General features: G+C 70.9%; 13 protein-coding genes. 6 read left to right on the top strand and 7 right to left on the bottom strand.

The features are described 5' to 3' along the window. Positions 1-1548, top strand: coding sequence for a ricin-type beta-trefoil lectin domain protein (locus AB0L89_RS13180; RefSeq protein ID WP_365139055.1), 1548 nt, complete (start codon positions 1-3; stop codon positions 1546-1548). A 108-nt stretch (positions 1549-1656) separates the two neighbouring features. Here AB0L89_RS13180 and AB0L89_RS13175 read toward each other — a convergent pair whose 3' ends face one another. Continuing rightward, positions 1657-3324 (bottom strand): fumarate hydratase, encoded by a 1668-nt coding sequence (locus AB0L89_RS13175; RefSeq protein ID WP_365139052.1) that lies wholly within the window; start codon positions 3322-3324, stop codon positions 1657-1659. Between the two features lie 146 nt (positions 3325-3470). Between AB0L89_RS13175 and AB0L89_RS13170 the strand changes: the two genes are divergently transcribed. Continuing rightward, the gene (locus AB0L89_RS13170) at positions 3471-4127 is read left to right on the top strand and encodes a DUF1707 domain-containing protein (RefSeq protein WP_365139049.1); all 657 of its coding nucleotides are present in this window, start codon (positions 3471-3473) and stop codon (positions 4125-4127) included. Between the two features lie 148 nt (positions 4128-4275). Next, on the top strand, positions 4276-4644 hold the full coding sequence (locus AB0L89_RS13165; protein WP_079037059.1) for a WhiB family transcriptional regulator: 369 nt from the start codon (positions 4276-4278) through the stop codon (positions 4642-4644). Between the two features lie 80 nt (positions 4645-4724). Here AB0L89_RS13165 and glpX read toward each other — a convergent pair whose 3' ends face one another. Then, positions 4725-5756 (bottom strand): class II fructose-bisphosphatase, encoded by a 1032-nt coding sequence (gene glpX / locus AB0L89_RS13160; RefSeq protein ID WP_365139046.1) that lies wholly within the window; start codon positions 5754-5756, stop codon positions 4725-4727. Between the two features lie 156 nt (positions 5757-5912). Between glpX and AB0L89_RS13155 the strand changes: the two genes are divergently transcribed. Beyond that, entirely contained in the window at positions 5913-6440 is a 528-nt protein-coding gene (locus AB0L89_RS13155; RefSeq protein WP_365139043.1) for a DUF4245 domain-containing protein, read from the top strand. Positions 6441-6511: 71 nt separating this feature from the next. Here the strand turns inward: AB0L89_RS13155 and AB0L89_RS13150 are convergent, their stop codons facing one another. The 4 genes from AB0L89_RS13150 to AB0L89_RS13135 all read right to left on the bottom strand — a co-directional run bounded on the left by AB0L89_RS13150 (position 6512) and on the right by AB0L89_RS13135 (position 10420). Further along, the gene (locus AB0L89_RS13150; protein ID WP_365139040.1) at positions 6512-7102 is read right to left on the bottom strand and encodes a malonic semialdehyde reductase; all 591 of its coding nucleotides are present in this window, start codon (positions 7100-7102) and stop codon (positions 6512-6514) included. A gap of 197 nt (positions 7103-7299) precedes the next feature. Beyond that, entirely contained in the window at positions 7300-7557 is a 258-nt protein-coding gene (locus AB0L89_RS13145) for an exodeoxyribonuclease VII small subunit (RefSeq protein WP_365139037.1), read from the bottom strand. 9 nt (positions 7558-7566) lie between these two features. After that, positions 7567-8784 carry an exodeoxyribonuclease VII large subunit gene (gene xseA / locus AB0L89_RS13140; protein WP_365139034.1) on the bottom strand — a complete coding sequence of 406 codons (1218 nt, stop codon included), beginning with the start codon at positions 8782-8784 and terminating at the stop codon, positions 7567-7569. Positions 8785-9031: 247 nt separating this feature from the next. Continuing rightward, the gene (locus tag AB0L89_RS13135) at positions 9032-10420 is read right to left on the bottom strand and encodes an APC family permease (RefSeq protein WP_365139031.1); all 1389 of its coding nucleotides are present in this window, start codon (positions 10418-10420) and stop codon (positions 9032-9034) included. Positions 10421-10505: 85 nt separating this feature from the next. Here AB0L89_RS13135 and AB0L89_RS13130 point away from each other — a divergent pair, with 85 nt between their 5' ends. Both AB0L89_RS13130 and ppgK read left to right on the top strand, forming a co-directional pair. Then, positions 10506-11489 (top strand): 4-hydroxy-3-methylbut-2-enyl diphosphate reductase, encoded by a 984-nt coding sequence (locus tag AB0L89_RS13130; protein ID WP_365139028.1) that lies wholly within the window; start codon positions 10506-10508, stop codon positions 11487-11489. A 21-nt stretch (positions 11490-11510) separates the two neighbouring features. Then, on the top strand, positions 11511-12254 hold the full coding sequence (gene ppgK / locus AB0L89_RS13125; protein WP_365139025.1) for a polyphosphate--glucose phosphotransferase: 744 nt from the start codon (positions 11511-11513) through the stop codon (positions 12252-12254). Positions 12255-12279: 25 nt separating this feature from the next. On the opposite strand, the gene AB0L89_RS13120 is transcribed toward ppgK, so the two are convergent. Beyond that, positions 12280-12735: a DUF6542 domain-containing protein gene (locus tag AB0L89_RS13120; protein WP_365139799.1), complete on the bottom strand. Its 456-nt coding sequence runs from the start codon at positions 12733-12735 to the stop codon at positions 12280-12282. Positions 12736-12853: the final 118 nt, after the last annotated feature.

The raw sequence follows: 12853 nt of genomic DNA, 5'->3' as shown, positions 1-12853 counted from the left end.
ATGAAGCGCATCAGACGCAGCGGACGGGGCCGGCTGCGATGTTCGTTCGCGGCGGCGGTCGCGATGACGGCCGTGCTCGGCACGGCGGCGGCGGTGCCCGCCCAGGCGGCGGACCAGCAGGCCGGGGCGGCGCCGAAGGCGGCACCGCTCCCGCCCGAGCTGGAGAAGATCAGGGCCGAGGAGGCCACCAAGCTCTACGGCAGCCCCGCCGAACGCCCGATGGCCGACCGCAAGACCGGTCTCATCTCGCTCGGCGACAGCGAGATCTCCGGCGAGGGCGTCGGCACGTACGAACCGGGCACCGACGGGCCCGACAACTGGTGCCACCGCTCGCCGGACGCCGCGATCCACCGCACCGGCATCCCGGCCGACGTGACGTACAACGTCGCCTGCTCGGGGGCCCAGACCGTCAACATCAGGATCGGCGGCCAGAAGCAGTACGCCGACGAGCTGGTGCAGAGCGACAACCTCGCCATCAAGGCGCGCAACACCAAGATCAAGACAATCCTGCTCGTCATCGGCGCCAATGACGACCTGGAGTTCTCCCCGGTCATGACGGACTGCGTGACCCGCTATCTGCTCAGCCAGGGAGCCTGCGCCGGCAAGTACACCGACGGCTGGCAGGCGCGGGTGGACGGCCTCGTGCCCAAGGTCGAGCAGTCCATCCGCGACCTGAAGACCGTCATGAAGGACGCGGGCTACCAGGAGGGCGACTACAAGCTCGTCGCCATGGGGTACCCGAGCCCGATCGGCCCGGACTTCCGCGACAACCCCGCGTTCCCGGGCAAGCTGGCCTGCGGCGGGCTCGGCTACGACTCGGACACCGAGTGGGGCCGCAACTACGCGGTGCCGGCCTTCGCGACGGGCATGCGCAAGGCGGTCAAGAACGCGGGCGCGACCTACCTGGACAACTCCCGGCTCTTCCAGGGCCACGAGGTCTGCATGGAGGACACCTGGGCGCGGGGTCTGTACATCGACCTGTCCAACCCGTTCCCGCCGGACTCCAACTCGGTGCGCCAGTCCTTCCACCCGAACGCCCGCGGCCACGCGGCCTTCGCGTCCTGTCTGACGCAGCTGTACGACTCGGGCTACCGCGAGGGCAGTTGCGCCGACCCGGCGAGCACGGGCAGCCCCAAGCTCTACCAGGGCGCCTGGGACGACGCGTACAAGCCCCTGAAGAACGAGGCCACCGGGACCTGCGTGGACGTCGACGCGTCCAAGAGCCGCAACGGCACCAAGGTGCAGGGCTGGGACTGCACGGGCAACCGGAACCAGACCTGGTGGTACGACGGCGCGTCCGGCGGGCAGCGGTCGCTGCACACCGGGCTGACCCAGGACCGCTGCCTGGACGTGCCCGACGGCTCGTACAAGGAGGGCGCCGCGCTCACCCTCTGGAACTGCCACGGCGGCGGCAACCAGAAGTTCGTGCGTCAGTCGGGCACGCTGCGTCCCGCCGCTGACACCGGGCTCTGCCTGACCCTCGCGGGGGCCAAGGAGCCGGTGCGGCTCCAGAAGTGCACGGGGGCGGCGAACCAGCGGTTCGCCTGAGGATCCGCCTCCTCCGCGGGGAGCCGCGGACGGCCGGTCACCGCGGGTGCGCCGTGGCCGGTCGCGCAGCTCCCCGCGCCCCTTTCGGGGCGCACCCGCACCGTCCTGCTACGCCAGGCCCGGGCCCCGCACCGGGATGTGCGTGAACGTCGGCTCCGGGGCCGGGTTCTGGAAGAAGTCGTTGCCCTTGTCGTCGACCACGATGAAGGCCGGGAAGTCCTCGACCTCGATCTTCCAGACGGCCTCCATGCCGAGCTCCTCGTACTCGACGACCTCGACCTTCTTGATGCAGTCCTGCGCGAGGCGCGCGGCGGGGCCGCCGATCGAGCCGAGGTAGAAGCCGCCGTGCGCGTCGCACGCGTCGGTGACCTGCTTGCTGCGGTTGCCCTTGGCCAGCATGACCTTGGAGCCGCCCGCCGCCTGGAACTGCTCGACGTAGCTGTCCATGCGGCCGGCCGTCGTGGGCCCGAAGGAGCCGGACGCGTACCCCTCGGGGGTCTTGGCCGGACCGGCGTAGTAGACCGGGTGGTCCTTCAGGTACTGCGGCATCTCCTCGCCCGCGTCCAGGCGCTCCTTGATCTTGGCGTGCGCGATGTCGCGGGCCACGACCAGCGGGCCGGTCAGCGAGAGGCGGGTCTTCACCGGGTACTTGGTGAGCTCGGCGAGGATCGCGTCCATCGGCTGGTTCAGGTCGATCTTCACGACGTCGCCGGACTCGTCCAGGTGGGAGTCCTCGGTCTCCGGCAGGAAGCGCGCCGGGTCCGTCTCCAGCTGCTCCAGGAAGACGCCCTCGGCGGTGATCTTCGCGGTGGCCTGGCGGTCGGCCGAGCAGGAGACGGCGATGGCGACGGGCAGCGAGGCGCCGTGCCGGGGCAGACGCACCACGCGCACGTCGTGGCAGAAGTACTTGCCGCCGAACTGCGCGCCGATCCCGATCTTCTGCGTCAGCTCGAAGACCTTCTCCTCGAGCTCCTTGTCGCGGAAGCCGTGCCCGGTCGCCGAGCCCTCGGCGGGCAGCTCGTCGAGGTAGTGCGCCGAGGCGTACTTCGCGGTCTTGAGCGCGAACTCGGCGCTCGTGCCGCCGACGACGATCGCCAGGTGGTAGGGCGGGCACGCGGCCGTACCCAGCGAACGGATCTTCTCCTCCAGGAACTTCATCATGGAGGCCTCGTTCAGGACGGCCTTCGTCTCCTGGTAGAGGAACGACTTGTTGGCGGAGCCGCCGCCCTTGGCCATGAAGAGGAACTTGTAGGCGCCGCCGTCGGTCGCGTACAGCTCGATCTGCGCGGGCAGGTTGGAGCCGGTGTTCTTCTCCTCCCACATGGTCAGCGGGGCCATCTGGGAGTAGCGGAGGTTCAGCTTGGTGTACGCGTCGTAGATGCCGCGCGAGAGGGCTTCCTCGTCGCCGCCCTCGGTGAGGACGTTCTGGCCGCGCTTGCCCATGACGATCGCGGTGCCGGTGTCCTGGCACATCGGGAGCACGCCCGCGGCCGCGATGTTCGCGTTCTTGAGCAGGTCGAGCGCCACGAACTTGTCGTTGTTCGACGCCTCCGGGTCGTCGACGATGCGCCGCAGCTGGGCCAGGTGCGCGGGCCGCAGATAGTGCTGGATGTCGTGGATCGCCTCGGCGGCGAGCTTGCGCAGCGCCTCCGGGTCCACCTTGAGGAACGTCCGCCCGTCGGCCTCGAAGGTCGACACACCCTCGGCGGTCACCAGCCGATACGGGGTGGTGTCCTCTCCCAGCGGGAGCAGATCGGAGTACGCAAACTCTGGCATTACGGCCATTCCTCACTCGGCAGACAGCGGCGCGGCCTCCATTGGCGACGCGCCAACCAGCGTAGAGCGCGCGAAGCGGACCGATCCTGTGAGGTAAGGCTCAGTAGGGGTAGTCGCGATCTATCGCGTTTGGGTACGCTGCCCGCGTGGACCTCGAAAAGCAGCCTCCAGCGCTCCGTGCCTCCGACGCCGACCGGGACCGCACCGCGGACATCCTCCGTGAGGCCCTGGCCGAGGGGCGGCTGACCGCGGAGGAGCACGCGGAGCGGATCGACGGGGTCTACCGCGCCAAGACCATGGCCGACCTGGAGCCGTTGGTCCGCGACCTGCCCGCGGCGCACGGACCGGCGCACGCCACCGGACGCGCCCCCGAGCCCGCTCCCGCGCGGCCGTCGCCCGGCCTGGTCCCGCCGGTCGCGGACGAGAACCTCGTCGCGGTCCTCAGCAGCTCGGTCCGCAAGGGCCGCTGGCGGGTGAGCCGCCGCACGCACGCGTACGCCATCTTCGGCAGCGTCGAGATCGACCTCAGCGAGGCGATCTTCGAGCAGCGCCACGTGGTCATCAAGGCGGTCTCGATCTTCGGCTCGGTCGACATCCGCGTCCCGGAGAACGTGTCGCTGCGCGGCAGCGGCTCGGGCGTCCTCGGCAGCTTCGAGGTCAACACCCTCGACTCCCCGGACCAGGACGCCCCCGTCGTCTACGTGGACGGCCTCGCGGTCCTCGGCAGCATCGAGGCGCGGCCCAAGCGCGGCAAGCTCATCCGCGACCTCCACAGCCGGCTGCGCAAACACCTCGGGAGCTGACGGCGCGACCGGGGCGCGGCAGGCGGCGCACGCCCGGCGCGGGGAAGGTGAACTTCCGTACATCGGAACTCAGTGCATAGGCGCGCACACAGCGGGTAGAGGTTGCTGCATCGTCTCTCGCACGCGAAGCCGTCGTCAGGAGTAGACCGTGCTGCAACCGCCGCATCAGTCCCTGCAGGTCGCCGCCGTTCCGGCCCAGCGGGTGCCAGTGCGAGATCGGAACGATGACGCCCCATGGCACACGGAGGCCGTGTGCAGGCGCGACGAGGCCGGACTGTTCTTCGCCCCGTCCAAGGAGCCGACCGCGGCCAGGCTCTCCCGCGAGGAGGCGGCCAAGCGCGTCTGTGCCCGCTGTCCGGTGATGGTGGAGTGCCGTGAGCACGCCCTGCTGCAGCCCGAGCCGTACGGCGTCTGGGGCGGCCTCACGGCCGCCGAGCGCCGTGTCGTGCTGGCCCGCCGCCGCAGGCGCGACCTGGAGTTGAAGAAGGCGACGCACACCGTCGCCGCCGCCGGCTGACCGCCGGGGTGCATGAAGGGGGCGTCCCCCGCACGGGGCGCCCCCTTCACGCATGAACCGTCGTGTGCCGTCCGCTGCCCCTACTTCGCGCGGTCGAAGTCGATGGCGCTGTAGGCGCGGAGCTTGGAGAGGCGGTGGTCGGAGTCGATCTTGCGGATCGTGCCCGACTTGGAGCGCATGACCAGCGAGGACGTGGAGGCGGTCGCGGCCCGGTAGCGCACGCCCTGGAGGAGTTCGCCGTCGGTGATGCCGGTCGCGACGAAGAACACGTTGTCGCCCTTGACCAGGTCGTCGGTGGACAGCGTGCGGTCCAGGTCGTGTCCCGCGTCGATGGCCCGCTGGCGCTCGGCGTCGTCCTGGGGCCACAGCTTGCCCTGGATCACCCCGCCCAGGCACTTGATCGCGCACGCCGAGATGATGCCCTCGGGGGTGCCGCCGATGCCCATGAGCAGGTCGACGCCGGTGCCCTCGCGCACCGCCATGACCGAGCCGGCCACGTCGCCGTCGGAGATGAACTTGATGCGCGCGCCGGTCTCGCGGATCTCCTTGACGATGCCCTCGTGCCGGGGCCGGTCCAGGATCATGACCGTGACGTCCTCGGGCGAGGAGTTCTTGGCGCGGGCGACGCGGCGGATGTTGACCGAGGCGGGCGCGTTGATGTCCACGTAGTCGGCGGCCTCGGGGCCGGTGACCAGCTTGTCCATGTAGAACACCGCGGACGGGTCGAACATGGCGCCGCGGTCGGCGGCGGCCAGCACGGCGATCGCGTTGGGCTGGCCCTTGGCGGTCAGGGTGGTGCCGTCGATCGGGTCGACGGCGATGTCGACCTCGGGGCCGGTGCCGTCTCCGATCCGCTCTCCGTTGAAGAGCATCGGGGCCTCGTCCTTCTCGCCCTCGCCGATGACGACGACGCCGTTCATCGAGACGGTGTGGACCAGGGTCCGCATGGCCCGGACCGCGGCGCCGTCGGCGCCGTTCTTGTCGCCGCGGCCCACCCAGCGGCCCGCGGCCATCGCGGCCGCCTCGGTGACCCGGACCAGCTCCAGGGCGAGGTTGCGGTCGGGAGCCTCGGGAGAGACCTCGAGCTCGGACGGGAGATGATGCTCGGTCATCGGAGCGCACCTTTCTGCTTCGTACGACGACGGCCGGATGAGGGATTGCTATGACTCTATCCGTAGGCCGACAAAATGAGCAGAGGGCCCCACGCATGAGCGGACCGGGCGGCAGGGGAGGGACCGGGGGAAGGTCGGCGTCCGCCGCCTGCGACGATGGGGGGCGTGGCAGGAAGACAAGGCAACCAGACCGTCAAGAACATGCTGTGGTCGTTGGTGGTGATCGCCCTCGTGGCGGGCGTGATCTACATCTTCGTCCCGCATGACGAGTCCGAATCCCCGGTCGAGCGGAAGGACTACCGCGTCGAGCTCCTGACGGCACGGCGGGCCGCGGCCTATCCGGTGGCGGCGCCCGAGGGCCTCCCCAAGGCCTGGAAGGCGACCTCGGTGCGGTTCAAGGGCGAGGAGCACGACAGCTGGCACCTGGGCTTCCTCGATCCGGACGACGAGTACGTGGCGATCAAGCAGTCCACGGAGAAGCCGGCCAAGTTCATCGAGGACGTCACCCGGGATGCCGCGCGGACCAAGGTCACCGACACGATCGGCGACCAGGAGTGGCGGCGGTACAAGGGGGAGACGTACGACGCCCTGGTGCGCACCGACAAGGGCGCGACGACGGTCGTCCTCGGCACCGCCTCCTTCGAGCAGCTGACGAAGATGGTGGAGTCGCTGAAGACGTCCTGACCACAGGACCCGAACGCGCGAAGGGCCCCCGGCGGTGTGCCGGGGGCCCTTCGCGCGTCGGTGGACGGTGCTCAGACCGTGGTGACGACGTCCTCGTAGGACAGGCGCGGGGAGCGCGGGAACCAGGCGTCCTCGCCCGGCTTGCCGATGTTGACGACCATCAGCGGGGTGTGGTCGTCGTCCAGGAACTCCTTCTGGATGCCCGCCGGGTCGTAACCGGTCATCGGGCCCGCGGCCAGGCCGGCGGCGCGCACGCCGATGATGAAGTACGCGGCCTGGAGGCCGGCGTTCAGGGACGCGGCCTGCTCACGGGCCGGGCGCTCCGAGAAGAAGACGTCCTTGGCCTGCGGGAAGTGCGGGAAGAGGGCCGGCAGCTCCTCGTGGAACTCGTTGTCCGCGGAGAGGATCGCGACGAGCGGGGCGCTCGCGGTCTTCGGCTGGTTGCCCTCGGCCATGTGCTTGACCAGGCGCTCGCGGGCCTCGGGGGAGCGGACCAGGGTCACGCGCAGCGGCGACTGGTTGAAGGCGGTCGGGCCGTACTTGACCAGGTCGTAGATCGCCTGGACCTGCTCCTCGGTGACCGGCTCGTCGGTGAAGGTGTTCGCGGTGCGGGCCTCGCGGAAGAGCAGGTCCTGGGCGGCGGGGTCAAGGGCGAGAGACATGGATCAACCTTCTCGATGCGTACGTGGGGTGGTGGCCGGGCCCGTCTCCGGACCTGCCTCCATGACAGTACGCCGGTGCTGTTCAACTTTCAACAAAAGCCGGGTCGGCGTGATCCGCTTCACAAGCCGCAGGTCAGCGTGGTGCCGTCGCGGACGTCGGCGCCGGTGCCGCCGCGGATGCCGGCGCCGCCGCTGCCTCAGGCCCGGGCGTCGGCGTCCTCTTCCCCGTCGCCGTCGGGGCCCGCGAGCGCCGCGTCGAGGCGGGCCCGCGCGCCGTCCAGCCAGCGGCGGCAGACCTTCGCCAGCTCCTCGCCGCGCTCCCACAGGGCGAGCGACTCCTCCAGGGTCGTCCCGCCGGTCTCCAGGCGGCGCACGACCTCGATCAGCTCGTCCCGCGCCTGCTCGTAGCCGAGCGCGTCCGCGGAGCCCGTCGCCTCGTCCGTTGTGCTGCTCATGCGCCCACCCTAATGGTCGATTTGTGTCGTTCGTACGGTGAATTCGCCCTCGGCGACCCGGGCCCTCAACTCCTCGTCGGCGCCCACCTCTTCGGGGTCGCGGACCACGGAGCCGTCCGACTTCTGCAGCACCGCGTACCCGCGCTGGAGGGTCGCGGCGGGGGAGAGGGCCACCACGCGCGCGTGCGTGTGCTCCAGCTCCGAGCCCGCGCGGTCCAGGAGGTGTCCCAGTGTGCGACGGCTGCGGTCGACCAGCGCCGCCACCTGCTCCTCGCGCTCCTCGACCATGCGGTGCGGATGCTCCATGGAGGGGCGGGCCAGGGCGTGCGCGAGACCGCGGGCCTCGCGGTCGAGGAAGGCGTCCATGCTGCGCCGGGCCCGGTCGCGCAGCCACTGCACGCGCTCGTACTCCTCGCCGACGTCCGGCACGACCTTCTTGGCGGCGTCGGTCGGGGTGGAGGCGCGCAGGTCCGCCACGTGGTCCAGGAGGGGGTTGTCCGGCTCGTGGCCGATCGCCGAGACGACCGGCGTACGACAGGACGCCACCGCCCGCACCAGCTGCTCGTCCGAGAACGGCAGCAGGTCCTCGACGCTGCCGCCGCCCCGCGCCACGATGATCACGTCGACGTCGTCCAGCGCGTCCAGGTCCTTGACGGCCTGCACGACCTGCGGCACCGCGTGCACGCCCTGCACCGGGACGTTGCGCACCTCGAAGCGGACGGCGGGCCAGCGGTGGCGCGCGTTCTCCAGGACGTCGCGCTCGGCGGCCGACGCGCGGCCCGTCACCAGGCCGATGAGCTGCGGCAGGAACGGCAGCGGCTTCTTGCGCTCAGGCGCGAACAGGCCCTCCGCGGCCAGGCTCTTCTTCAGCTGCTCGATCCGCGCGAGCAGCTCGCCGACGCCGACCGGCTTTATCTCGGCGGCGCGCAGGGAGAGCTGCCCCCGTGGCGCGTACCACTCGGGCTTCGCGTGCACCACGACGCGGGCGCCCTCGGAGACGACGTCCGCCACGGCGTCGAACACCTGGCGGTAGCAGGTCACGCTCACCGAGATGTCGTGCGACGGATCGCGCAGCGTCATGAAGACGACGCCGGCGCCCGGTCTGCGGGACAGCTGCGTGATCTGTCCCTCGACCCAGACCGCGCCGAGGCGGTCGATCCAGCCGCCGATGAGGCGCGACACCTCCCCGACGGGTAGCGGGGTGTCCGCGGACGTGTTCAGAGCCATGCGCCGAGCGTAGTCGGCGGGGCCGACATCGACGGGTGTCCTCAGCCCCGTCGGCCCCGGGCGGGGCGGCGACGGGGCCCTGCGGGGGGCGTGTGGTGGGCTCGGGTTCCTTGGCCGGTGCCGGTCGTTCTTGGCTGGGTGCGCCGTTCCCCGCGCCCCTTTCGGGGCGCTCGGCCGGGGTGTGTGTTGTCTGCGGGTTTCTCTTGGCTGGGCGCGCAGTTCCTCGCGCCCCTCAGGGGCGCGTCCCTTACCGGGCTTCCTCGCGTCTGGAGCCTTGTACGGCCAGTACGACCAGGCCCACCGCCAGCCAGATCGCGCCGACCACCTGGGCCGAGCCCGCCGCCTCCCAGATGACCGCCACCACGATCGCCGCGCCCAGCACCGGGAACAGGAGGTGGCGCCACCAGCTGAACCCGGCGTCGCGCTGTCTGATCACGAACCAGCCCACCACGCTCGCGTGCAGCAGCAGGAACGCCGTGAGCGCCCCGATGTCGACCACCGACACCAGGTGGTCCATCCCGTCGTCCCGACGCGCCGCCCACACCGCGGCGACCATCGTGATCACGGCCGCGCACAGCAGCGCGATCCTCGGCGTCCCCGAATCCGTCCTGGACAGCGCCTTCGGCAGCCGCCGGTCCCGCGCCATCGCGAACAGCAGCCGTCCCGCCGCGGCCTGCCCGGCCAGTGCCGCGAACGCCGCGCCGATCGCCTTGCTGACGGCCACCAGCTTGTGCAGCCACTCACCGGCCGCGGCCTCCGCCGTGTCGTAGAAGGCGGTCCCCTGCTTGCCCGGATCCGCGGCGAGCTCGGCCGACGACATCGGCTCCAGGAGCGCCACCAGATACGTCTGGAGGATGAACAGGAAACCCGTGAGCGCCAGACAGAACAGCACCGCCCGCGCGACCTTCGCCGAGCCGCCCGTCACCTCCTCCGCGAACGAGGCGATCGCGTCGAAGCCCAGATACGACAGGACGGCGATCGACACCGCCCCCACCACCGCGGACAGCGCGAACGCGCCCTGCGAGCCGTCGCCCGTCAGCGGCGAGAGCCAGTCCCGCCGGGCCCCGTCCTGCACGAGGACGACGAGGGCCGCGACGACGAAGACGAGCAGGACCACGATCTCCATCGCGAGCACCGCGAAGCCGACCCGCGCCGCCGCCCGTACCCCCCACAGGTTCAGCGCCGTGGTGACGAGCACGGCGATCGCCGTCCACACCCACCGCGACACCGAGGGCACCAGCGAGTTCATCGCGATCCCGGAGAAGAGGTAGGCGACCGCAGGGATCAGCAGGTAGTCGAGCATCGCCATCCAGCCCGCGATGAACCCGGGCCCTTTTCCGAGCCCCACGCGCGCGTACGCGAAGACGGACCCCGCCTGGGGGACCACCTTGACCATCTGCGCGTAACTGAAAGCGGTGAACGCCATCGCGACCGTCGCGATCAGATAGACCAGCGCGACGGCGCCGTGCGACTTCGCGTCGAGCGTCCCGAAGACGCCGACCGGCGCCATGGGGGCGATGAAGAGCAGGCCGTAGACCACGAGGTCACGGAAGCCGAGGCTGCGTCGCAGGCCTTCGCCCCCGGCGGGCCCGGCGCCCTCGGCGGGCGCTCCCGTACTGGCGGACTGTCCGGACATCGTGCCTCCGTAGATCAACGCAGGCCCCCAGTCTCTCCAAGAAGCGGATCTTTGACGCGTTGAGCGCGGCCTTACGATGGTGTGCATGACTGCTACGCCTGGCTCCCGCCGTGTCCTGCTCGCCGCTCCCCGTGGCTACTGCGCGGGCGTGGACCGTGCCGTGATCGCCGTCGAGAAGGCCCTGGAGCAGTACGGGGCCCCGATCTACGTACGCCACGAGATCGTCCACAACAAGTACGTGGTGAAGACCCTGGAGAAGAAGGGCGCGATCTTCGTCGACGAGACGGCGGAGGTCCCCGAGGGCTCGATCGTCATGTTCTCCGCGCACGGCGTCGCCCCGACCGTCCACGCCGAGGCCGCCGAGCGCAAGCTCGCCACGATCGACGCGACGTGCCCGCTGGTCACCAAGGTCCACAAGGAAGCGGTCCGGTTCGCCAAGGAGGACTACGACATCCTCCTGATCGGCCACGACGGCCACGAGGAAGTCATCGGCACGTCCGGTGAGGCGCCCGACCACATCACGCTGGTCGACGGCCCCGGCGACGTCGACAAGGTCGAGGTCCGCGACCCGGACAAGGTCGTCTGGCTCTCCCAGACCACGCTCTCCGTCGACGAGACGATGGAGACCGTCGGCGCCCTGAAGAACAAGTTCCCGAACCTCCTCTCGCCGCCCAGCGACGACATCTGCTACGCCACGCAGAACCGCCAGATCGCCGTGAAGAAGCTGGCGGAGGACGCCGAGCTGGTCATCGTCGTCGGCTCCAAGAACTCCTCGAACTCGATCCGCATGGTCGAGGTCGCCCTGGACGCCGGCGCCGCGGCCTCCCACCTCGTCGACAACGCCGACGAGATCGACGAGGCCTGGCTGGAGGGCGTCACCACGGTCGGCCTGACCTCCGGCGCCTCCGTGCCCGACGTGCTGGTCGAGGGCGTCCTCGACTGGCTCGCCGAGCGGGGCTACGGCGACGTGGAGACCGTCAAGACGGCCGACGAGTCCATCACCTTCTCGCTGCCCAAGGAACTGCGCAGGGACCTGAGGGCCGAGGCGGCCGAGCTGTCACAGCGGTGACCGCCCCGTAACGTGGGGTCCATGCAGATCTTCGGTGTGGACATCGGCGGATCCGGGATCAAGGGCGCTCCCGTGGACCTGGACCGCGGAGACCTTGCGCAGGAGCGGCACAAGGTCCTGACCCCGCAGCCGGCGACGCCGGACGCGGTGGTCGGGGGCGTGCGCGAGGTCGTCGGGCACTTCGACTGGACGGGGCCCGTCGGCGCCACCTTCCCCGGAGTGATCACCGACGGCACGGCGCGCACCGCCGCCAACGTCGACAAGAGCTGGGTCGGCACCGACATCCGCAAGCTCGTCTCCGACCGCCTCGGCGGCGTCCCGGTGACCGTCCTGAACGACGCGGACGCGGCGGGCGTCGCCGAGATGCACTTCGGCGCGGGCCGCGGCCGCACCGGCACGGTCATCCTGCTCACCTTCGGCACGGGCATCGGCAGCGCGCTCTTCACCGGCGGCCGTCTCGTCCCCAACACCGAGCTCGGCCACCTGGAGCTGCGCGGCCACGACGCGGAGAAGAAGGCCTCGTCCAAGGCGCGCGAGGACGAGGACCTGACCTGGGAGCACTGGGCGCGCCGCGTCCAGCGCTACCTCGCGCACGTGGAGATGCTGTTCTCGCCGGAGCTGTTCATCATCGGCGGCGGCGTGAGCCGCAAGGCGCACAAGTTCCTGCCGCTGATCGAGGGCGTCGCGGCGGAGATCGTCCCGGCGCAGCTGCAGAACAACGCGGGGATCGTGGGGGCGGCGATGGCGGCGGCGGGCGAGGCGTAGCGGGCCGGGGCGTGGCCCGCGGGGGTCACGCGGTGGGCAGCCGCTTCCCGCGACCGGCCCCCTGCCCCTGCCCCTTCTTCATCTGGGCCTGCACCTTCGGCGGGTGGGCCTGCCGCCGCTGCGCCATCAGCCGGATCTTGCGTACGCACACGATGAACCCGGCGACGAGCGTTCCGCCGTACAGCCATCCCGCGTGCAGGGCCAGTGACGTCACGAGCCCCATGAAGTGGCCGCCGAAGCCGCCCGTGCCTCCCGAGATCGGCAGGATGCCGACCGCGAAGGCGATCGGCACGCCCACCGGCGCGGTGACCAGGTCGGCCGGGCGCACCCACAGCGCGGTGAGCGCGGCCACGGGCAGGAAGAGCACGCCGTACACGACGGGTGACTCACCCACGAGCAGCCGGATCAGACAGGCGAGCACGAACATCACGGCCGAGCAGAACAGACCGCTGCCGAGCCCCGTGAGACGGGGGTTCGGCATGCGCCGCAGCGAGCGGTACAGCGGGCTTCTGCGCAGGGCCCGGACGAAGGGCGGGACGGGGCGCCGCGGGCGGGACCCCGCGCGGTACACCGTGCCCGGCTCGGCCGGACCGCTCTGC

This window comes from Streptomyces sp. NPDC052114 (assembly GCF_040680155.1).
Classification (GTDB): Bacteria; Actinomycetota; Actinomycetes; order Streptomycetales; family Streptomycetaceae; genus Streptomyces.
This window is presented reverse-complemented; position numbering and strand designations above follow the sequence as displayed.

Bases quoted from the DNA above. Each gene is read 5' to 3' on its own strand.
- AB0L89_RS13180 (WP_365139055.1), top strand. From the start codon at position 1: ATGAAGCGCATCAGACGCAGCGGACGGGGCCGGCTGCGATGTTCGTTC.
- AB0L89_RS13175 (WP_365139052.1), bottom strand. From the start codon at position 3,324: ATGCCAGAGTTTGCGTACTCCGATCTGCTCCCGCTGGGAGAGGACACC.
- glpX (WP_365139046.1), bottom strand. From the start codon at position 5,756: ATGACCGAGCATCATCTCCCGTCCGAGCTCGAGGTCTCTCCCGAGGCT.
- AB0L89_RS13155 (WP_365139043.1), top strand. From the start codon at position 5,913: ATGGGGGGCGTGGCAGGAAGACAAGGCAACCAGACCGTCAAGAACATG.
- AB0L89_RS13150 (WP_365139040.1), bottom strand. From the start codon at position 7,102: ATGTCTCTCGCCCTTGACCCCGCCGCCCAGGACCTGCTCTTCCGCGAG.
- AB0L89_RS13145 (WP_365139037.1), bottom strand. From the start codon at position 7,557: ATGAGCAGCACAACGGACGAGGCGACGGGCTCCGCGGACGCGCTCGGC.
- xseA (WP_365139034.1), bottom strand. From the start codon at position 8,784: ATGGCTCTGAACACGTCCGCGGACACCCCGCTACCCGTCGGGGAGGTG.
- AB0L89_RS13135 (WP_365139031.1), bottom strand. From the start codon at position 10,420: ATGTCCGGACAGTCCGCCAGTACGGGAGCGCCCGCCGAGGGCGCCGGG.
- AB0L89_RS13130 (WP_365139028.1), top strand. From the start codon at position 10,506: ATGACTGCTACGCCTGGCTCCCGCCGTGTCCTGCTCGCCGCTCCCCGT.
- ppgK (WP_365139025.1), top strand. From the start codon at position 11,511: ATGCAGATCTTCGGTGTGGACATCGGCGGATCCGGGATCAAGGGCGCT.
- AB0L89_RS13120 (WP_365139799.1), bottom strand. From the start codon at position 12,735: ATGCCGAACCCCCGTCTCACGGGGCTCGGCAGCGGTCTGTTCTGCTCG.